The sequence below is a fragment of the Flagellimonas sp. CMM7 genome, assembly GCF_021390195.1.
GTDB lineage: Bacteria > Bacteroidota > Bacteroidia > Flavobacteriales > Flavobacteriaceae > Flagellimonas.
The window spans coordinates 1744143-1765298 of the sequence record NZ_CP090003.1 but is presented as its reverse complement, the minus strand read 5'-3'; the positions used below and the strand labels follow the sequence as shown (position 1 = coordinate 1765298).

The window sequence follows — 21156 nt, the reverse complement described above, 5'->3', positions numbered from 1 at the left end:
ATGACCAATAAGTGCCATTCCAAAAAACCTATCCCGATGTTTTCCCAATAAAATTAGCCAAAACAAAAACTGCCAAAGCAGGCAATACCCATCCCATATGAAATTGGCTTAACGGAATCCATGGCGTAATTCCAGAGATATATTCGCCCCAACCAATGCTTCCCAAAAAATCAGGGATGCTAAATAGAATGGTTGCTGCGACCACCCATTTAAATACTTTGGCTGAGGCAAGATTCTCAGGTGCCACATTCAAAAGAATAAGGATAATGGTAATAGGATAGATAAACATTAAAGCAGGTAGGGCCACAGCAATAATATACCCCACATTAAACTGCCCCATTAATACTCCAAGAATACAGCCAATGATGGCTGTGATAATATAAGCCTGTCTAGAATCATTAAAACGTCCTTTAATAAAATCTGCTGTTCCCGTTACAATACCAACCGCCGTGGTAAAACAGGCAAGGCTTACCAAAATGCTGAGCATTAGATTGGCAGTGCCCCCCAAGGTCTTTAAACTTATACCGCTTAAAAGGGCAGTCCTGGAAACTTCAGCATCAAAGGAATCATGAAACAATGCTCCAGTAATAATAAGTCCGGTATAGACTAAAAAGAGACCAAGTCCGGCCAACCAACCTACTTTGCGAATCAAGCTTCTTTTGACCTCATAGGACGCCGCATCATCTTTTAGATTTATGGAAATAATAATCACCCCACCCACCACTACGGCACCAATAGCATCAAAGGTTTGATATCCTTCCAAGATTCCATGGGTAAATGGACTTTCGAATTCGGTTGTTCCAAAGTCAAAATCCAAAGTAAAGATGGACGCTCCTATAATAAGGAGGAGGATAATCAATATTCCAGGGGTAAGAAACTTACCTACCACGTCTAAAATCTTAGAACGATTGACCACAAAAATATAGACCAATGCAAAGTATATAATACTGGTAACCAACGAAGAGGAATCCCATACAGGTTGAATGGCCATCTCGTGCGTAACCGAAGCTGTTCTTGGTGAGGGCAACGAAATGGAAATCGCATACACTAGATAACAATACACCAAACTGAATATTGGAGATACTTTCTTGGCAAAATCGAACATAGTCCCCTGTAACTTGGCATGAGCCAAAATGCCCAAAATGGGAATTAGAACAGCGGAAAGACAAAACCCAAAAGCGACTAGCCACCAAAGGTCACCAGACTTAAATCCTAATTGCGGGGGAAGAATAAGATTGCCTGCACCAAAAAATAAAGAGAAAAGGGCAAAAGCGGTTATGGCGATGGTTTTACGATTCATGTATTGTTAATAATTTTTTTGTTAAAATAAATCAAAAAACTATATTAGAGCATTGTATTTCAACGCTTGAATATAACTTTTTATCGATAAGGGTGTATTTCATCGAAAAAATGACTTTAGAAAAAAGTTGATGAAATAAAAAGTTATTAACATGCGTTGCTAAAATAAGGACTAATTAAAATTCAATTCTTATAACATAAAATTACAGTAAAATGTTTTTGCGTTTTTCGATTCCCAAATCGTACTAATGCGCTTCCCAAACAAACCTAACTTATGAAGACATCCACTACCCAACATGGCAACAAATTCTCTTCTTTCTTCTGTAACTTATTCGGGCATCACTATGTAGTGTCCAAAAGAGTTACACAACACATTAAAGAGTACAAGTGTTTACATTGTCAAAAAGAAGTTACCACAGATGTAAGTGGTAAATTATCTGCATTGACTCCTCAAATGCAAGACATCAACAGTACTTTAGAAGACATGTACCGTAAAAGACATAATAGACAAGTTCCGCAAGTAGCGTAATTTACGTTTTACTTTCTGAGAAATAATTTCAAGGTTTATTCCCGGAAATTAAGAAAGCGCTTTGTCTATTCAGTCCTGTGCCCCAAGACCGTCTAGCGAGAAATGCTCTTGGTTTTCGGGATTTTTTTATGATGTAAATGAATTCCATCCCTGTGCCGATAATGGAATTTTTGTATCTCCCCTAGTAATTAAATGCGCTCCTTCTTCTTTAGATGCCATATGCCCAATAACCGTTAGGTTGGGATTGCCCTTTATTTTTGGAAAATCTGCTTGATCAATGGTCATTAACAATTCATAATCCTCACCACCGCTCAAAGCAATCATGGTAGAGTCCATTTTAAATTCTTCTGCTGCTGAGATGACCGTAGGATCCAAAGGAATTTTATCTTCAAAAAGATTACAGCCCACACCACTTTGTTCACATAAGTGCAAAATCTCAGAAGAGAGGCCATCACTAATATCGATCATTGCAGTAGGCTTCACCTCAAGTTTTTCCAATAGTTCAACAACATCCATTCTGGCCTCTGGTTTTAATTGACGCTCAACAACATAAGAATAAGGTTCAAGGTCTGGCTGATTGTTCGGGTTTACTTTAAAGACCTCTTTTTCACGTTCCAAAACTTGAAGCCCAAGATAGGCGCCACCCAAGTCGCCGGTAACGACCAACAATTCATTTGGTTTGGTACCGTTTCTATAAACGATTTCATTTTCCTCAGCAATTCCCAAAGCGGTAATACTAACCAGCATACCTTTTGTAGATGAGGTAGTATCTCCACCAACCAAATCCACCTTGTACATTTGGCAAGCCATTGCTACACCTTCGTAAAATTCTTCAAGTGCCTCTAACGGAAATCTGTTGGAGACCGCAATGGAAACGGTAATTTGAGTTGCCCTTGCATTCATGGCATAAATATCCGAAAGGTTTACAATGACAGATTTATAGCCCAAATGTTTTAAAGGCATATAGCTGAGGTCAAAATGAACTCCCTCTACCAGCATATCCGTGGTAACTATTGTTTTTTTGTCTTTAAAATCCAAGACGGCGGCATCATCACCTATTCCTACAACTGATGAATCTTGATTTAACTCAAAGTTTTTGGTCAAATGCTTAATCAATCCAAATTCCCCTAAATTCTCAAGCGATGTTCTTTGCGGATTCTTATCTTCTATCATTCGGCAAAAATAAGAGGATAATTATAAATTGTATCTTTAGTAGAAACTTAAAATTGCTATAGAATGTTGAGACCTACTTTATTAACGCTCCTTGCGGCGTTTCTTATTTTTGGGTGTTCAAGTGATGATGGAGGTGATCCCAACTCGGGCAATGGTGATATGAACAATGGTGATGGCCCCAATTTGGGTACCGGTCTTGTAACTACAAGTTCATCACCATGCCAAGGCGGTACCGCTTCAATCTACCCTTGTAACGGTTACGACCTATTATTTCAAATGGACCTAAATGCCTTTGGGGCTTCCGCAGCAAATGATATTTGGGGATGGACAGATACTCCAAACAATAGAGAGTATGCCGTAATAGGTTTGGACAATGGAACAGCCTTTGTTGATATTACCGATACCGAAAACCCTGTCTATCTGGGAAAACTTTTAACTGCTACCGTGGCTAGTACTTGGCGAGATGTTAAAGTATATGGCAATCATGCTTTTATTGTTGCGGAGGCGACAAACCACGGCATGCAAGTTTTTGACCTTACCAAATTGCGGAATGTTGAAAACCCGCCCCAACAATTTACTGCGGATGCCAGATATGAGGGAATAGGAAATGCACATAACATTGTAATCAATGAAGAAATAGGTTTTGCATACCCAGTTGGAACAGCTCGTAATGATGCTTTCAACGGAGGGGTTCATTTTATTGATATTCAAAATCCAACAAGCCCCAACGGAGTAGGAGGGTATGGGACCAACGGCTACACGCACGATGCTCAAGTAATCACCTATAATGGTCCAGATGCAGATTATACTGGGCGCGAAATATTTATTGGAGCCAACGAGAACCAAATTGCAATAGCCGATATTACGGATAAAGACAACCCTGTTGAGATAGGAACATTGATGTATGGTAATATCGGGTATACCCACCAAGGTTGGTTTACAGAAGACCAGCGGTACTTTATTTTGGGAGACGAGCTTGATGAAACAGATTTCGGATTCAATTCCAGGACCCTTGTTTTTGATTTAACGGATTTGGATAACCCAACTTTACATACCACATATCTTGGCCCAACAGGTGCTATTGATCATAATGGATATGTATTGGGCGATGAATTTTTCCTGGCCAATTACACGGCAGGAATGCGTGTTTTGGATATTTCGGATATTGAAAACGAAACCATTACAGAAATAGCATTTTTTGATACATATCCTTCCAATGACACTGCTCGGTTTAATGGCGTGTGGAGTGTCTATCCCTTTTTTGAAAGTGGAAAGATTATTATAAATGATACTGACTCAGGACTATTTGTAGTTCAAAAATCCAATTAGACTTTAGCTATGAAAAAGATGTTGATGGTTTTTGCATTAGTGGTCTTTGGATCATGCACTAATGATGATACGGAACCAAACCCTATAGAGGAAGTAACCTTTTTAGGTGAGGTGGATTGGGTTAAAAATTTTGGAGGTACAGGTGAAGAAACCGCGCAAGCTGTTGTTCAGACTTCAGATGGAGGATATGCAGTTTTAGGGTATAGCAATAGTACTGATGGGGACTTAGTAAGAAAAACCACAGCGGTAAATGACTATTGGTTGCTAAAATTAGACGCTGAAGGCAATTTACAATGGAATAAAACTTACGGAGGAAGCAAGGATGACAGAGGCCAATCTGTGGTACAAACTTCGGATGGAGGTTATGCCATTGTAGGGTATGCCATGAGTGATGATGGCGATGGCAGTAACAATGAAGGGTTTCATGACAATTGGATTTTGCGCCTAGATGCTAGTGGAAATATTCTTTGGGAGAAGAGTTTTGGCTTTTCTGGACATGACCATTCCTATGATGTAACCGAAACCTCAGATGGTGGACTTTTCTTTGCTGGATTTTTGGATGTTACCTCTTCTGGGGGAGAAGGAAATACAGGAAAAGGAAACTATTTGACCCGTCATGGAGTGGGGGAGTTTTGGGGCACAAAATTGGATATTGACGGAAACCTGGTTTGGCGTAGATATTTTGGGGGCACAAATAATGACAGGTCTTTTGGAGTATTGGAAGCAAATGATGGAGGGCTATTGATGGCGGGAGCATCAGAAAGTAATGACTTTGATATTTCTAACTCCAAAGGAAGCTATGATTTTTGGGTGGTAAAAGTGAGCAGTACTGGAACGCTATTATGGGAAAGCTCTTTTGGGGGAACGGGAATAGACAAGTCCTATGATATTGTAAAAACCAATGATAACTCATACGTTATTACAGGAAACACCTTCAGTACAGATACGGATGTTTCAAAAAATAACGGAGAGTCAGATGTTTGGTTGATAAAGATTGATGACAATGGCAATCTTGTTTGGGAAAAAAACTATGGTGGAGCTGGTTTTGATGCAGCTAGAGGGTTAAGCTCAACTTCAGATGGGGGCTTTGTAATTGCAGGAAATTCCAAGAGCTCTGATGGTGACCTCAGTGAGAACAATGGAGAAAATGACCTTTGGGTCATAAAAACAGATTCCGAAGGGAACATAGCGTATCAAAGTACTTTTGGGGGGTCGGGCTTGGATTATGGTTTTGATACTTTGGAAACTGAAGATGGTAGCCTAATTCTAGTAGGGGAAACCGCTAGTGACGACTTTCCAGGCATTCAATTAAGGGGCATGACCGATCTTGTGGTCATCAAAATTAAATAGCCCTCGTTTTCAATAGATAACACCTATTCGATTATTCGTTATTATAATGTTAGGAAGTGTTGAAAAACCCTACTTATAAACTATATTTGTTAGCTATTTAGATTAAATCCAAGTAAGAATGATTAAAGTTTCAGAAACAGCCAAACATAAAGTGGTGACGATGATGACCGAAGAAGGCTTTGATGCTTCTACAGATTTTGTACGTGTAGGTGTAAAAAGCGGAGGTTGCAGTGGATTATCCTATGAATTAAAATTTGATACATCCTCAACGGATACCGATAAAGTTTTCGAAGACAATGCTGTTCGAATAATCGTTGATAAAAAGAGCTTTTTATACCTGGTTGGTACCACCTTAGAGTATTCAGGTGGATTGAACGGGAAAGGTTTTGTCTTCAATAATCCAAATGCCCAGCGCACTTGTGGATGCGGGGAAAGCTTTTCATTATAACCGTTGATTGTCAATTGCCAATAAACTAACGGAGAACACATGGCATATACAGAAGAAGAATTAAAGAAAGAATTGGAAACCAAGGAATATGAGTATGGTTTCTACACAGATATTGAATCGGATACTTTTCCAAAGGGATTAAACGAAGATATTGTTCGTGCAATTTCCAAGAAAAAGAACGAACCTGATTGGATGACCGATTGGCGTTTGGAAGCTTTTCGTGTTTGGGAAAAAATGGAAGAGCCAGAATGGGCAAATGTTCATTATGAGAAACCGGATTTTCAAGCAATCAGTTACTATTCAGCTCCCAAATCAGCGGACCCCAATAAATCATTGGACGATGTAGATCCTGATTTATTGGAGATGTACCGAAAATTGGGAATTTCTGTCGATGAGCAAAAGAGATTACAAAATGTTGCTGTGGATATTGTAGTGGATTCTGTTTCGGTAGCAACCACTTTTAAAAAGACATTGGCAGAAAAAGGAATCATCTTCATGCCTATTTCCGAAGCAATACAAGAACACCCAGAATTGGTAAAAAAATACATGGGAACTATTGTCCCAAAAACGGATAACTTTTATGCAGCCTTAAATTCTGCTGTATTTACAGATGGTTCTTTCTGTTACATTCCAAAAGGGGTAAAATGCCCCATGGAACTATCAACATATTTTAGAATTAATGAAGGGGGGACAGGCCAGTTTGAACGTACCCTGGTGATTGCAGATGAAGGTAGTTATGTAAGTTATTTAGAAGGCTGTACTGCTCCATCAAGAGATGAAAATCAATTACATGCAGCAGTGGTTGAACTTATTGCTTTAGATGACGCTGAAATTAAATACTCTACCGTTCAGAATTGGTTTCCTGGAGATAAAGAAGGAAAAGGCGGGGTTTACAACTTTGTAACCAAAAGAGGTTTGTGTGAGGAGAATGCAAAAATTTCTTGGACTCAGGTGGAAACAGGTTCAGCCGTAACCTGGAAATACCCTTCTTGCGTTTTAAAAGGAAATAACTCAGTAGGGGAATTTTATTCAATTGCCGTGACCAACAATTTTCAGCAAGCAGACACTGGAACAAAAATGATTCACTTGGGCAAAAACACCAAGAGTACCATTATTTCCAAAGGAATTTCTGCGGGTCAATCACAGAATAGTTATCGAGGGTTGGTACAGGTGAATAGCAGGGCGGAAAATGCCAGAAATTTTTCACAGTGCGATTCGTTGTTGATGGGGAATCGTTGTGGAGCACATACATTCCCGTATATAGAAGCCAAAAACAAAACAGCTCAGATAGAACACGAGGCCACAACCAGTAAAATTGGGGAGGACCAAATTTTCTATTGCAATCAACGAGGTATAGATACAGAAAAAGCCATTGCTTTGATTGTGAACGGATTTAGCAAAGAGGTTTTGAACAAACTCCCAATGGAGTTTGCGGTAGAAGCTCAAAAATTATTGGAAATAAGCCTTGAAGGCTCAGTGGGATAACCATTAAACATTATTGAACAAGACACGATGTTAGAAATTAAAGATTTACACGCAAGCATAGAAGATAAGAAAATCTTGAACGGAATCAACCTTGACGTGAACGCAGGAGAGGTTCATGCTATTATGGGACCAAACGGCTCTGGTAAGAGTACCTTGGCATCTGTAATTGCCGGAAAAGAAGAGTTTGAGATAAAGAAAGGCAGTATTGCTTTGGATGGTGAGGATTTGGAAGAATTAGATCCAGAAGAAAGAGCACATAAAGGAATCTTCTTATCATTTCAATACCCGGTTGAGATTCCGGGGGTTTCTGTGACCAATTTTATGAAGACGGCAATTAATGCATCTAGAAATGCAAGAGGTTTGGAGGATATGCCAGCAAACCAAATGCTGAAACTCATTCGTGAGAAGTCTGAAATGTTGGAAATTGACAGAAAATTTTTGTCACGTTCCCTTAACGAAGGATTTTCAGGAGGAGAGAAGAAAAGGAATGAAATTTTTCAAATGGCAATGCTGGAGCCTAAGTTGGCCATTTTGGATGAGACAGATTCTGGACTGGATATTGACGCACTTCGTATTGTGGCCAATGGGGTCAATAAGCTTAGGGGAGAAGACAATGCTATTATCGTGATTACTCACTACCAAAGGTTGTTAGAATATATTGTTCCTGATTTTGTGCATGTGTTGCATGATGGAAAAATTGTAAAGTCTGGCACAAAGGAACTGGCTTTGGAATTGGAAGAGAAAGGATACGACTGGATAAAACAGGAAACGGTAGTATAACAGAGATAAGATTTCAGATGTCAGAAACCGGGTGTTGAAAAACTGATAACTGGCGACTGACAACTGACAACTGATAAACAATGGATTTAAAAGATAAATTACTTTCTTCATTTTTAGCTTTTGAGAACAACGTGGACTTGGATCATCCAGTACATGAGGTTCGTTCCGAAGCCATCAAGAATTTTGAAGAAAAAGGTTTTCCTTCCAAAAAGGAAGAAGCTTGGAAATATACGTCATTGAACGGCATTCAAAAAGTGGACTTTAGTATTTTCCCAAAAAAGGAAAACACGCTTGAATACAAGGATATTAAAAAGTATTTCCTTCATGAAATAGATACCTACAAAATTGTATTTATTGATGGTGTTTATAGTTCATATCTATCTGAGACCACTCATGATGGTGTGGATGTGTGCTTAATGAGCGCTGCATTGACCAAGCCACAATACAAGCAGGTTATAGATGTATATTTCAACAAAGTAGCGTCAAAAGACGAATCTTTGACCACTTTGAATACAGCCTTTAGCAAAGAGGGAGCCTACATTTATATTCCGAAAAATAAGGTGCCTAAGAAACCCATTCAAATAGTGCACTTGGCAACAGGTAATGAAGCTGCTTTAATGTTACAGCCGCGCAACTTGGTTATCGTTGAAGAAAATGCTGAAGTACAAATTATAGAACGCCACCAAAGTTTAACGGGCAACGAAGTACTTACGAATTCTGTGACAGAAATTTTTGCGGCAAAGGATGCCAATGTGGATTACTACAAGGTTCAAAATGATGAAAATACTGCGTCGCTGATTGACAATACTTATATTTCTCAAAAGGATAAGAGCATTGTTCGTGTGCATACCTTTTCGTTTGGAGGAAAACTCACTCGGAACAATTTGAACTTTTATCAAAATGGAGAATATATGGACTCTGTGCTTAAAGGAGTTACCATTTTAGGTGAAAAGCAACATGTAGATCACCATACTTTGGTGCACCATGCACAACCAAATTGTGAAAGCCATCAAGATTACAAAGGAATTTTTGGTGAGAAATCTACTGGAGTCTTCAATGGAAAAATTATTGTAGACAAGATTGCCCAAAAGACCAATGCCTTTCAGCAGAACAATAATATATTGATTAGTGATAAGGCTACCGTCAACACGAAACCGCAACTAGAAATTTTTGCCGATGATGTTAAGTGCTCGCACGGATGTACCATTGGACAGTTAGATGAGGATGCCTTGTTTTATCTTCAATCTAGGGGTATTCCCAAGAAAGAGGCAACAGCTTTGTTAATGTATGCCTTTGCCAATAACGTTTTGGAAAGTGTTAGAATTCCTGAGCTTAAAACAAGAATCAACAAGATTATAGCCAATAAACTTGGCGTTCGTGTTGGGTTTGAATTGTAATGCATTCAGTATCATTTCGAGCTGTCATCCTGAACACAGTCGAAGGAAAAGCGAGAAATCCCATAACATTTTAGATTTTTCACTTTGTTCAAAATGACAAATTAAAAATATGGTGGAAACAAAGTTTAAGGTTGATAAAATCCGCAAAGACTTTCCCATTCTAAATAGGGAAGTTAATGGAAAACCATTGGTGTATTTAGACAATGCCGCTACGTCGCAAACACCACAGCAGGTGATTGATGTTATTGTTGACTATTACCAAAATTACAATGCCAATATTCACCGAGGGGTACATAGTCTTTCACAAGAAGCTACGGATGCATACGAAGCGGCACGAATTAAAATTCAGAAACACTATAACATCGCTAATACCTATGAGGTAATTCTAACTTCTGGGACTACGCATAGTATTAATTTGGTGGCCAATGGATTTACATCTTTTGTAAAAGAAGGAGACGAGATCCTTGTTTCGGCCATGGAGCACCATTCCAATATAGTGCCATGGCAAATGCTTTGCGAACGTACTGGAGCTATTTTAAAAGTAATCCCAATGAACCAGAATGGGGAGTTGGTTATGGAGGCATTTCATGAGTTACTTTCAGACAAGACCAAGATGGTGTTTTGCAATCATGTGTCCAATGCCTTGGGAACGATAAACCCCATAGAAGAAATTATTGAAGCATCCCATAAAGTCGGAGCAGCGGTTTTAGTAGATGGTGCGCAGGCAGCACCGCACATAAAAGCAGATATGCAAGATTTGGATGTTGACTTTTATACAGTTTCGGCGCATAAGATTTGTGGGCCAACCGGAGTAGGAATGTTGTATGGTAAAGAAGAATGGTTGAATAAATTGCCTCCATATCAAGGTGGTGGCGAAATGATTGCCGAGGTCACTTTTGAAAAAACAACGTACGCCGACTTGCCGCATAAGTTTGAAGCGGGGACCCCTAATATTTGCGGTGGAATAGCTTTTGGTGCCGCTTTGGATTACATGAACAGTATAGGCTTTGGGGCTATTGCACAATATGAAGAAGAACTACTTAAATATGCTACCGAACAATTGCTAGCAATCGATGGATTAAAAATATACGGAACCGCAAAAAATAAGACTTCTGTTATCTCTTTTAATGTTGAAAGAATCCACCCATATGATATTGGTAGTATTTTAGATAAATTAGGTATAGCTGTTCGTACTGGTCATCATTGCGCGCAGCCCATTATGGACTTTTACCAAATACCGGGCACCGTTAGGGCCAGCTTCAGTTTTTATAACACAAAAGAAGAGGTGGATGTTTTGGTTGAAGGCGTAAAGCGAGCTAGAAATATGTTGCTTTAACATAGAAGTTATCTTTATCTTAAACGTTTGACTAGCAACTATCCTAGTTGTATTTTTGAACAAAACTGACACATGACCATAGAAAAGATACAGGAAGAGATTGTAGATGAGTTCTCCATGTTCGATGATTGGATGCAGCGGTATGAGTATATGATTGAATTGGGCAAATCACTTCCGTTGATTGATGAGCAATATAAAACAGACGATAATATTATCAAAGGCTGTCAAAGTAAAGTATGGGTTCATGCTGAATTGGATAATGATAAACTGGTCTTTACCGCAGATAGCGATGCAATAATTACAAAAGGAATCATTGCCATTTTAATAAGAGCGTTTAGCAATCAGAAACCGCAAGCTATTATTGATGCCAATACAGGTTTTATTGATGAAATAGGCCTTAAAGAACATCTTTCGCCAACAAGGGCAAACGGGCTGGTAAGTATGGTAAAGCAATTAAAATTATATGCCATAGCTTATCAAACACAGTTGAATTAATGGGAGTTCAATAAAGTGGAATTTGTCACCTCGAGCGCAGTCGAGAGGTACTTAGAATTTGGAATTACAATAAGGTCTCGACTGCGCTCGACCTGACATAAATAGGAGTTGTTAGGTGAGCAATACTTTAGTAGTTAAAAGTGTTTATCAAACACAATTAAATTGAGAAAAATGAGTGAAGAAATTGTAGTGGATACACAAGAATTGGGAGAGAAAATAGTGAGGGTCCTTAAGACCATTTACGATCCAGAAATCCCGGTTGATATATATGAGTTAGGTCTTATTTACGATGTTTTTGTAAATGAAGATAATGATGTCAAGATTTTAATGACCCTAACATCACCCAATTGCCCTGTAGCTGAAACGTTACCAGTTGAGGTGGAAGAAAAAGTTAAATCTTTGGATGCCTTAAAAGATGTGGAAGTTGAAATTACTTTTGACCCACCTTGGACCCAAGAGCTAATGAGTGAAGAAGCCAAACTTGAGTTGGGCATGCTTTAATGTATGTTAAAGATTCAGGAATATTATGTCTGAAATAGTAAACAGAGTTGCGCAAAGCAAACTTATAACCTTTGACCTTGAGGATTTATATCCACAAGGACAGAGAGTGGTACTTGATATTAAGGACTGGCTCTATGAAGGCTTTATCTTAAGGGAGAAAGAATTCAGAAAATACTTGGAGGAGCATAATTGGTCAGTTTACAAAGAAACCTATGTGGCATTGTGTTGTTCCACAGATGCCATAGTCCCAGGTTGGGCTTATATGTTGGTGACCTCGAAGCTAGCGCCATATGCCCAGAAAGTAGTAGTAGGAACTTTGGAAAATTTGGAAACTGCACTCTATCAAACGGTACTCGAAAATTTGGACGTTTCCCAATTTGAGGACAAGCCTGTAATCATTAAAGGGTGCTCCAATAAACCCGTGCCGCAAAATGCCTACATTATGGCAACCACCAAAATACAGCAGGTGGCCAAAAGCGTAATGTATGGCGAGGCCTGTTCTTCAGTCCCCCTATTTAAGAAGAAGTAAATAATATCCGTTTAAATGTGACATTTCTTATTTTTGGGGTTCTAAACACTAAACTCCATATTCTATGAAAAAACTACTTTTTACAGTGGCAGCATTTTTTTTGCTCATTGCTGTCAAAGCGCAAACAGAAGAAGAATTAAAATCTCAAATTGGTCCCAAGAAAGATTCCATTGCGGCAATTCAAGGTCGTGTTAATGCACTACAATCGCAGCTAGATGCATTACCTGGATGGAAAATAGGCGCCTTTGGAACCATTGGCGGAAGTCTTTCTGGGTTTAACAATTGGTTTTCACAAGGCATTCCCAATAACTCTTCTGGGACTATTGGTTTTACTGTAAATGCATTTGCAAATCAACAAGAAGAAAAATTCTTCTGGAGAAATGCCGCAAATATTAACTTAAACTGGGTAAAACTGGATGATAAGGATGACCCAACGGATGATGATGGTTTTAGAGAATCTACGGATGTATTCAATATCTCCTCATTGTACGGAAGAAAATTGAGTGACAAGTTTGCCATATCCGGTTTGGCAGAATACAGGACTACCATCTTAAGTAATTTTAATGACCCTGGTTATTTGGATCTAGGGGTAGGGGCAACTTGGACACCCATACCAGATTTAGTGGTAGTGATCCATCCCTTAAACTACAATTTTGTTTTTAGCAATGAGGATACGATTTTCAATTCTTCATTGGGGGCAAAGATTGTTGCAGATTATACCAAACAAATTGGAGCTGTAAGCTTTAAGAGTAATCTTTCCATGTTTCAGAGTTATGAAAGTGGAGATTTGAGCAATTGGACCTGGACAAACTCTTTTGCATATACCCTATGGAAAGTAATAGGTGTAGGTTTTGATTTTGGATTGCGCAACAACAAGCAGGAAACACTTAACTACATTGTGAACAATGCACCAACTCCTGACCCAACCGCTACTTTTGATACTATTGATAATGAGTTGCAAACCTATTGGACATTAGGATTGAGCTACGCCTTTTAAAGAAATATACTGCAACAAAAAAGCCCTCCAATTTGGAGGGCTTTTTTTATGGGGTTATGCGTAATTTTTGTGTTTTTAAAACCATGGTCTAAGTAGGTTAAGCTTATGGAAGACTAGGTCGTAACGTTAACACTTAAAAACAGGATGAAATTAGCTTTTCTGTTGCTTGTCCTTAAATTTTTGTTGTGAACAACTAAAAACATGTGGTGGAAAATGTTAACGATTGTATTTCATCGGTAAACTAAAACACATCATCTAATGAGCTTTCAATATTGATCCAAATGCTCTGGATACAAAAAGTTGTTATATGGAAAACGGGTCACATGAATATCTCGTACTTCATCATATACCCGTTTTCTAAACTCATCTAAATTTTCCTTGTTCAATGCAGAGATAAAAAGCGCTCTATCACCTACTTTTTCCATCCAGGTTTTTTTCCAATCCTCAATAGTAAAATGTCTAGAAGTGCGTTCAGTTACCAAATCATCAGTATCTATAATCTCATGTTGATATTGATCTATTTTATTAAAGACCATGATGGCTTTTTTGTCTGCACTTTTAATCTCGTCCAATATTTTATTGACAGAATCTATATGTTCTTCAAACTGTGGATGCGAAATATCCACAACATGTAATAGGAGATCAGCTTCCCGGACTTCGTCTAAAGTACTTTTAAAGCTTTCCACCAATTGAGTAGGGAGCTTTCGTATAAAACCTACGGTATCACTTAACAAAAAAGGAAGATTACCTATGACCACTTTTCTGACTGTAGTATCCAAGGTGGCAAACAATTTATTTTCGGCAAAGACATCACTCTTGCTTATAACATTCATTAGGGTAGATTTACCAACATTGGTATAGCCCACTAGAGCGACCCTGACCAGAGCACCACGGTTACCTCGTTGGGTTTCCATCTGCCGATCTATTTTGGTAAGCTTCTTTTTTAAGAGTGAAATACGATCTCGTACAATACGTCTATCCGTTTCTATCTCGGTTTCTCCAGGACCACGCATCCCTATACCCCCTTTTTGCCGCTCCAGGTGAGTCCATAATCCAGTTAGTCTTGGCAATAGATATTGATATTGTGCCAATTCTACCTGAGTTCTGGCATAGCTGGTTTGCGCTCTTTGGGCGAAAATATCTAAGATTAAACTTGTCCTATCTATAATTTTACAACGAAGTTGTTTTTCAATATTTCGTTGTTGTGCAGGAGAAAGCTCGTCATCAAAAATTACAGAGCCAATATCATTTGCCTTTACATATTGCTCCACCTCCTCCATTTTTCCACTACCTATTAAGGTTTTAGGATTGGGAACGTCCATGCGTTGGGTAAATCTATGCGTGACCTCACCGCCTGCGGTAAAGGTTAAAAATTCCAATTCGTCCAAATATTCTTTGACCTTGGTTTCATCCTGATCCTTATTGATGACACCAATAAGTACCGCCTTTTCATAATCCGTATCCTTCTTTTCTAGCATTGAATCAATTAAAGTGCAAATCTAATCAATGTTTTGGAAGCTGTTTTTTGTACTTTGGATTTTTATAATTTCAGAAACTCACCTAAGCTATCTTAAATTGAAAAACCTTGAAAACCAGTTTACCATTGCGTTTTACAATCTCGAAAACTTTTTTGATACCAAGAATGACCCCCATACATTGGATGATGATTTTACACCGGATGGCATGAAGAGATGGGATGAGTCCAAATTTAGCAGGAAAACTAAGAAGCTTGCTAAGACAATATCATTGATAGGTGCAGAAGCGAGTAGTATACCTCCAGTTTTAATTGGAATTGCAGAGGTTGAAAACAAGAATGCCATTGACGCACTGCTAAATACCAAGGCCCTAAAAGAAATTGATTACGCTTATGTGCATTTTAATTCGCCAGATGAAAGAGGAATAGATACTGCCCTTGTTTACAATAGAGACCATTTTAAGGTTTTAGATTCAGAGACCATTCCTTTATTGGTGGCCAATAACAATGGAGATCAAGATTTAACAAGAGATATTTTATACGTACATGGAATGTTACATGAAGAGGAGGTTCATGTTTTTGTAAATCACTGGCCTTCGCGAAGAGATGGGTCAGATGAGACCAGTTATAAAAGAGTAAAAGCCGCGGAAACCGTGTTGCAAAAAATAGGCAATATGCCCATGGAGAGTTTCAATTGCATTATCATGGGGGATTTTAATGATGACCCAAACTCTGAAAGTATCCAAAAAATTATGGAAACAGGGGCGTTTGTAAACCCCATGCAGAAATTGTTGTCTCCAAATTCGGGAAGCGCCAATTACAAAGGCAAGTGGAGTCTGTTTGATCAAATTTTAATTTCACATAGTTTTTTAAACTATGAAAAGGGGACACATAGTTTTAGAAAGGCTAAAGTTTTTGCCCCTAAATTTCTTAAGGAATGGAAAGGGAAATACAAAGGCAATCCATTCAGGACTTTTGCAGGTAAAAAATACCTGGGAGGCTATAGTGATCACTTCCCAGTTTATGTGGTTTTAAAAGAAAATGAATAAGCTTTTAAAAGAAAGAAAAATACTACACCACATAAAAATGTAGTTTCACAACAGCTCATCTTTAAACACTATGTAATTCGTCGAAATAAAAGGGTTTTTCATCGATAGATGTTAAATCGATAATATCTTTGTAGTCCAAATCTTACTTAACCAATTATCATGGATTGCAAAATACCTGCTTGGGCAAGAGGAATTTTTTCATCCTTTTTATTCTCAGTTTTAAGCATTTTTTCTGCTTTTGGACAATCAAAATCCGAAAAGGATTTTATTCAATCTACCTACAATCAAAATAAAATTGGCTCATTTGTGTCTAAGATGGAGGCCGAACAACAATCCAAAGAAGTCAAAATAAATCAAATCCTAAAAACCAATAATTGGAAAAGGTCTGAAAAACTGGCAGACGGGACGGTAGTAGCACTTAAAGATATTGGAACTGACGGGACACCTCTGTTTTATACAACCTTAAACGACCCATCAAGGCAAGTCTCTAGAGCAAATGTATTATACTCAGATGGGCTTTTAAATTTAGGATTGGATGGAAGCGGACTGCAAGTAGGTGTTTGGGATGCTGGAGTTGCACTAACAACACACCAAGAGTTTGATGGCAGAGCGAAAAATGGCGATGCCTCTGAAGAAACAGGTTTCCACGCTACCTTGGTGACCGGAAATCTTATCTCCTCTGGGATAAAACCAAATGCAAAGGGTGTGGCATATGGTGCTGAAGCACTTTCCCATGATTGGACCAGAGATAAAATTGAAGTGGCAGAAGCTGCCGCTAATGGCCTTTTGTTAAGTAATCATTCCTACGGAATAAAATCTGATCGTGTTCCTGATTGGTATTTTGGATCTTATATTAAAGTATCCCAAGATTGGGATAAAATCATGTACAATGCACCATATTATTTAAAGGTAACAGCGGCGGGTAACGCCCAAAAATCTTTTGATAATGAAACTCCCAATTTTGGTACAACTGCTGATGGGTTTGATTTATTACTCGGATTTGCAACTTCTAAAAACGGGCTTACCATTGCAGGGGCAAATACAAAAATTGGAAGTAAAGGAGAATTGCTTGAAGCCAACATAGCAGCATACAGCAGTCAAGGTCCCATTGATGACGGCAGAATAAAACCAGATCTTGCCGGTGATGGGTCTTCCATATTTTCTACAAGTTCTACGACCAATACAAGTTACGATGCTTCCGCAGGCACCTCAATGGCAGCACCAGGGGTAACAGGGGCTCTTTTGTTGTTGCAGCAATACCATGAAGAATTATATGACGGTTTTATGAAAGCGGCCACACTTAAAGGACTTGCTTTGCACACTGCTGATGATGTGCATGCTCCCGGGCCAGATTACAAAATGGGATGGGGAATAATGAATGCAAAGTCAGCTGCAGAAGTTTTACAAAACAAAGGCTATAGTAGCCTTATTGAAGAAGAAAGTTTAACAAATGGTAATACTTTTTCTATTACCATTAATGCAAATGGAAATGAAACTCTGTTCGCTTCCATTTCTTGGACAGATCCTGAAGGAGAATACATCAATAGAGGAGATTTAAATGGTACAACCCCAGCATTGATGAACGATTTGGATATTAGAATCACCAAAAACGGAGCTACCTACTACCCTTGGAAATTGAATGCTGCCAGAGTAAATGATGCGGCTACAAAAGGAGACAATTTAGTAGATCCTTTTGAACGAGTGGAAATTGATAATGCTAGAGGAGAGTATACCATTACCGTTTCGCATAAAGGGACATTGGTAAACGGATTTCAAGATTTTTCATTACTGGTTTCTGGAGCCCAAGTTTCAAAATGCAACATAGAAATCCCTTCAAATATTGAATTGCTTTTCTCAACAGAGGATAGCTCAACCATTTCATGGTCAGATGCTGAGGAGACTCTTTTTGAAGTTCAATACAAGGCCTCAAATGAAAACAATTGGAACAGTGAATTGGTCTGGGAAAACAGTTTTGAATTCTCCAACCTAGAAGAGGGAGTTACTTATGAAGCAAGGATTCGTTCCATTTGTACTGAGAACGTGGTATCCGATTTTTCGGAGGAAATTAAATTTGAGTTTAATGGCGCAGAAACGCAGCTTATTGTCTACAAACCTTTTGAAGTGGGTGAAGAGCTGGAAATTATGTTGTATCCAAACCCAGCAGTAGAATGGCTTACCGTTGATGCAAAACTGTCTGAGGATGCAGTTTACTCTATTGTTACTTCTTCTGGCAACATCGTTAAGAAAGGCACCCCAATAGAAGCGATAAATGTTTCCGATTTAGCTTCTGGACTGTATGTTTTGGTCGTTCAAGATCATTCTGGTATGAAAAGCTCTAAATTTTATAAAAACTAAGGATATCCTTCATATACTTTCTTAAAACGGGTAGAATAGTTGCAAACGATTTTTCAGAAAAACCCCCGTTCTACTTAACTAATATGAGTTCGATACAAGGATAAATCTTTGTCATTTGATTGTAATTTATAGAGACTCATGTCAGGTCGAGCGCAGTCGAGACCTACTTAAAAAGTGGAGTTTTAAAGACTTCTCAACTGCGCTCGAAGTGACAATGTTCACTTTTATTGGTATTCAGAAAATCTCTCTCTTATTTTAAGTAAAATCCCTATCCTAGTAACGGTCATATTTTTTTAATTTCTTCTTCAGTAAGCAATGATTCATTTCGCAGTTTCAAGAAAACTTGAGCGGTGGTGACAACATCCAATTCGCAATAAGAAACAATTCGATTTAAATCATTTTCTTCATAAAAAACACCTTTAACCATGCTGCCATCCATATCCTCTTTGGGCGAAGGGATACCCAATATATGGGCCAACAATTTTAGCGAGGTAAAATGTTTGTAATCCCCAAACTTCCATAGCTCCATGGTATCTAAATGAGGGATGTCCCAAGGTTTTTTGCCAAATAAATCTAATTTATAGGGCAAATTCATTCCATTAATGACCATCCGACGAGCTATGTAGGGAAAATCGAACTCTTTGCCATTATGGGCACACAGGAGGTGTCTGGTCTGATTAAAATGTTCCTGAAGCAATTGTTTAAACTGTTTTAAGAGTTCTAGTTCCTCTCCGTAAAAGGAAGTGACTCGAAAGTTTCGGGTATCGCCTTTAACAATAAAGTAACCAACAGAGATGCAGATTACTTTGCCAAATTCAGCCCAGATTCCTGCACGTTCATAAAACTCTTCTGGGGTAAATTCATCTTTACGTTGGTACTGAGATTTTTGCTCCCAGAGCATTTGGGTGGTTTCATCTAAATCTGCGAAACTTGGTTTTTGGGGTACAGTTTCAATATCCAAAAAGAGGATATGTTCTAGGTTAAGTTTATAAAGCATATTAAAATATTAAAAGAGAGTCATCTGCTTGGCAGGACTCTCATGTTCTAAAAGCCATTTCTTGCGGTGTAGCCCACCGGCGTAACCAACAAGATCTCCATTGCTTCCGATTACTCGATGGCATGGAACAATAATCCAGAGTGGGTTTTTACCATTGGCGGCGGCTACGGCGCGTATGGCTTTGGGGTCACCCAATTTTTTAGAAAGCTCAAGATAAGAAACTGTTTTTCCGTAGGGGATTTCACAAAGGGCATCCCATACCTTTTTTTGAAAATCAGTTCCAGAGGGGTTTAGTTTTAAATCAAAATACTCTCTGGTTCCTTGAAAATATTCTTGAAACTGATATATGGCATCCTCTAAAACCTCGGGAATTATACCAATAGGTTTTTCTTCGTTTAAAACAGATACTGAAGCAAGTCCGTTTTCGTCACCTTGAAGCTCTGCCATACCCATGGGAGTTTGTAAATAAGCAACTTCCATTAGTTTATATCATCTTTTTCTTCAATAATTCCTATGCGCTTTGCTCTGCTTTCCCAGTTCTTTCTAGCAAGTACTTGAAGGTCTTCAACGTTGTCGCTTTCGTCCATAATCTCCAACCCAAGCAATGTTTCAATCACATCTTCCATGGTAACCAAACCACTGACCGAACCATATTCATCAACCACTAAAGAAACATGCTCTCTTTGTGCTACGAACTTTTCAAATAGTTCTGGAATGGGTTTTGCGCGGTCAGTAACTAAAATTTCGCGTTTTAAAGTAGAGACAGCTTGTTTGCCTTTTTTGTTGATAATGGCCTCCATAAGCTCATCTTTTAGGAAGTAGCCGGTTATGTTATCCATTCGATCTTTATAAAGCGGGATTCTTGAAAAGCGAAGTGGCCTATTGGCTTCGAAAAAATCTTGGATAGTAGTTTCCTCAGAGGCAATTTTCAGCACCGTTCTTGGTGTCATTACATCTTTGGCCAAGATTTCATCAAACTTCAAAAGATTTTTAATCACTTTGGATTCCGATTCCTGAAAAACACCTTCTTCATGGGCAATATCTGTCATTGCTGTAAAATCTTCTCTACTTAACACACTCCCATGATGCCCCTTTTTTCCTATAAGTTTTGTAAATAGTTGCAGAAGCCATAGCAAGCCAGTCCATTTAAGAATGAAGACCATCACGTTTAAAGCTTTTGCCGTGAAATTGGATAACTGTTTCCAGTAGGTTGCACCTATCGTTTTTGGAATAATTTCTGAGGCTACCAAAATTAAAATAGTCATTAGGGTGGACACAACGCCAACCATAAGGTCCTCGGTAAATTCAAACCCCATAAAAGTACGGGTAGAGGTCCCATACAGTTCTGCATAAGCAACCTTAGCTTGAACACCAACCAAAATGGCACCTACAGTATGCGCAATGGTATTAAGGGTAAGAATGGCAATCAGGGGTTTGTCCACATCCTTTTTAAGAAGTTCCAGCTCGCTGGCGTACTCTTTGCCCTCTTGTTTTTTTATATTAATGAAGGTCGGGGTAATGCTTAACAATACTGCTTCCAGAATGGAACATAGAAATGAAAAGAATATAGAGATAAAGGCATAAAAAAGTAGAATTCCCATTGGTTTTAGCTATAAACACCAAGATAATGAAT

The 21156-nt window shown here is 38.6% G+C and carries 20 protein-coding genes; 14 read left to right on the top strand and 6 right to left on the bottom strand.

What is annotated here, in order from left to right:
- Nucleotides 1–28: 28 nt before the first annotated feature.
- Entirely contained in the window at nucleotides 29–1300 is a 1272-nt protein-coding gene (gene brnQ, locus LV704_RS08075; protein ID WP_163420871.1) for a branched-chain amino acid transport system II carrier protein, read from the bottom strand.
- A gap of 273 nt (nucleotides 1301–1573) precedes the next feature.
- Between brnQ and LV704_RS08070 the strand changes: the two genes are divergently transcribed.
- A complete protein-coding gene (locus LV704_RS08070) occupies nucleotides 1574–1828 on the top strand; it encodes a hypothetical protein (RefSeq protein WP_147741543.1) in 255 nt (84 codons plus the stop codon).
- A gap of 126 nt (nucleotides 1829–1954) precedes the next feature.
- Here the strand turns inward: LV704_RS08070 and thiL are convergent, their stop codons facing one another.
- Entirely contained in the window at nucleotides 1955–3001 is a 1047-nt protein-coding gene (gene thiL, locus LV704_RS08065; protein ID WP_163420872.1) for a thiamine-phosphate kinase, read from the bottom strand.
- A gap of 63 nt (nucleotides 3002–3064) precedes the next feature.
- Between thiL and LV704_RS08060 the strand changes: the two genes are divergently transcribed.
- The 11 genes from LV704_RS08060 (at nucleotide 3065) to LV704_RS08010 (ending at nucleotide 13648) form a co-directional block, all read left to right on the top strand.
- Nucleotides 3065–4330, top strand: coding sequence for a choice-of-anchor B family protein (locus LV704_RS08060; RefSeq protein WP_163420873.1), 1266 nt, complete (start codon nucleotides 3065–3067; stop codon nucleotides 4328–4330).
- A 9-nt stretch (nucleotides 4331–4339) separates the two neighbouring features.
- Nucleotides 4340–5680, top strand: a complete 1341-nt coding sequence (locus tag LV704_RS08055; protein ID WP_233782172.1) for a hypothetical protein — start codon at nucleotides 4340–4342, stop codon at nucleotides 5678–5680.
- A 118-nt stretch (nucleotides 5681–5798) separates the two neighbouring features.
- On the top strand, nucleotides 5799–6128 hold the full coding sequence (locus LV704_RS08050) for an iron-sulfur cluster assembly accessory protein (protein WP_163420874.1): 330 nt from the start codon (nucleotides 5799–5801) through the stop codon (nucleotides 6126–6128).
- Nucleotides 6129–6167: 39 nt separating this feature from the next.
- On the top strand, nucleotides 6168–7613 hold the full coding sequence (gene sufB, locus LV704_RS08045) for a Fe-S cluster assembly protein SufB (RefSeq protein WP_163420875.1): 1446 nt from the start codon (nucleotides 6168–6170) through the stop codon (nucleotides 7611–7613).
- Nucleotides 7614–7640: 27 nt separating this feature from the next.
- Nucleotides 7641–8393 carry a Fe-S cluster assembly ATPase SufC gene (gene sufC, locus LV704_RS08040; protein WP_163420876.1) on the top strand — a complete coding sequence of 251 codons (753 nt, stop codon included), beginning with the start codon at nucleotides 7641–7643 and terminating at the stop codon, nucleotides 8391–8393.
- 80 nt (nucleotides 8394–8473) lie between these two features.
- Nucleotides 8474–9790, top strand: a complete 1317-nt coding sequence (gene sufD, locus LV704_RS08035) for a Fe-S cluster assembly protein SufD (protein ID WP_163420877.1) — start codon at nucleotides 8474–8476, stop codon at nucleotides 9788–9790.
- Between the two features lie 109 nt (nucleotides 9791–9899).
- Nucleotides 9900–11126 carry an aminotransferase class V-fold PLP-dependent enzyme gene (locus LV704_RS08030; protein WP_163420878.1) on the top strand — a complete coding sequence of 409 codons (1227 nt, stop codon included), beginning with the start codon at nucleotides 9900–9902 and terminating at the stop codon, nucleotides 11124–11126.
- Nucleotides 11127–11198: 72 nt separating this feature from the next.
- Nucleotides 11199–11621, top strand: coding sequence for a SufE family protein (locus LV704_RS08025; RefSeq protein ID WP_163420879.1), 423 nt, complete (start codon nucleotides 11199–11201; stop codon nucleotides 11619–11621).
- Nucleotides 11622–11792: 171 nt separating this feature from the next.
- Nucleotides 11793–12122, top strand: a complete 330-nt coding sequence (locus LV704_RS08020; RefSeq protein WP_163420880.1) for an SUF system Fe-S cluster assembly protein — start codon at nucleotides 11793–11795, stop codon at nucleotides 12120–12122.
- A 22-nt stretch (nucleotides 12123–12144) separates the two neighbouring features.
- Nucleotides 12145–12651, top strand: a complete 507-nt coding sequence (locus LV704_RS08015) for a DUF2480 family protein (RefSeq protein ID WP_163421846.1) — start codon at nucleotides 12145–12147, stop codon at nucleotides 12649–12651.
- A 64-nt stretch (nucleotides 12652–12715) separates the two neighbouring features.
- Entirely contained in the window at nucleotides 12716–13648 is a 933-nt protein-coding gene (locus LV704_RS08010; protein ID WP_163420881.1) for a DUF3078 domain-containing protein, read from the top strand.
- Nucleotides 13649–13914: 266 nt separating this feature from the next.
- Here LV704_RS08010 and hflX read toward each other — a convergent pair whose 3' ends face one another.
- Nucleotides 13915–15126, bottom strand: coding sequence for a GTPase HflX (gene hflX / locus LV704_RS08005; protein WP_163420882.1), 1212 nt, complete (start codon nucleotides 15124–15126; stop codon nucleotides 13915–13917).
- 97 nt (nucleotides 15127–15223) lie between these two features.
- On the opposite strand from hflX, the gene LV704_RS08000 reads away from it, so the two are divergent.
- Nucleotides 15224–16171, top strand: a complete 948-nt coding sequence (locus LV704_RS08000; RefSeq protein WP_163420883.1) for an endonuclease — start codon at nucleotides 15224–15226, stop codon at nucleotides 16169–16171.
- A gap of 159 nt (nucleotides 16172–16330) precedes the next feature.
- On the top strand, nucleotides 16331–18526 hold the full coding sequence (locus LV704_RS07995) for a S8 family serine peptidase (protein ID WP_163420884.1): 2196 nt from the start codon (nucleotides 16331–16333) through the stop codon (nucleotides 18524–18526).
- Nucleotides 18527–18809: 283 nt separating this feature from the next.
- Here the strand turns inward: LV704_RS07995 and LV704_RS07990 are convergent, their stop codons facing one another.
- Genes LV704_RS07990 through LV704_RS07980 form a run of 3 tightly spaced genes read right to left on the bottom strand, consistent with a single transcriptional unit; the run spans nucleotide 18810 to nucleotide 21124 of the window.
- Nucleotides 18810–19523: a 3'-5' exonuclease gene (locus LV704_RS07990; RefSeq protein ID WP_163420885.1), complete on the bottom strand. Its 714-nt coding sequence runs from the start codon at nucleotides 19521–19523 to the stop codon at nucleotides 18810–18812.
- Between the two features lie 9 nt (nucleotides 19524–19532).
- Nucleotides 19533–20003 (bottom strand): methylated-DNA--[protein]-cysteine S-methyltransferase, encoded by a 471-nt coding sequence (locus tag LV704_RS07985; RefSeq protein WP_163420886.1) that lies wholly within the window; start codon nucleotides 20001–20003, stop codon nucleotides 19533–19535.
- On the bottom strand, nucleotides 20003–21124 hold the full coding sequence (locus LV704_RS07980) for a CNNM domain-containing protein (protein WP_163420887.1): 1122 nt from the start codon (nucleotides 21122–21124) through the stop codon (nucleotides 20003–20005). Before LV704_RS07980 ends, LV704_RS07985 begins: the two co-directional genes overlap by 1 nt.
- Nucleotides 21125–21156 lie beyond the last annotated feature (32 nt).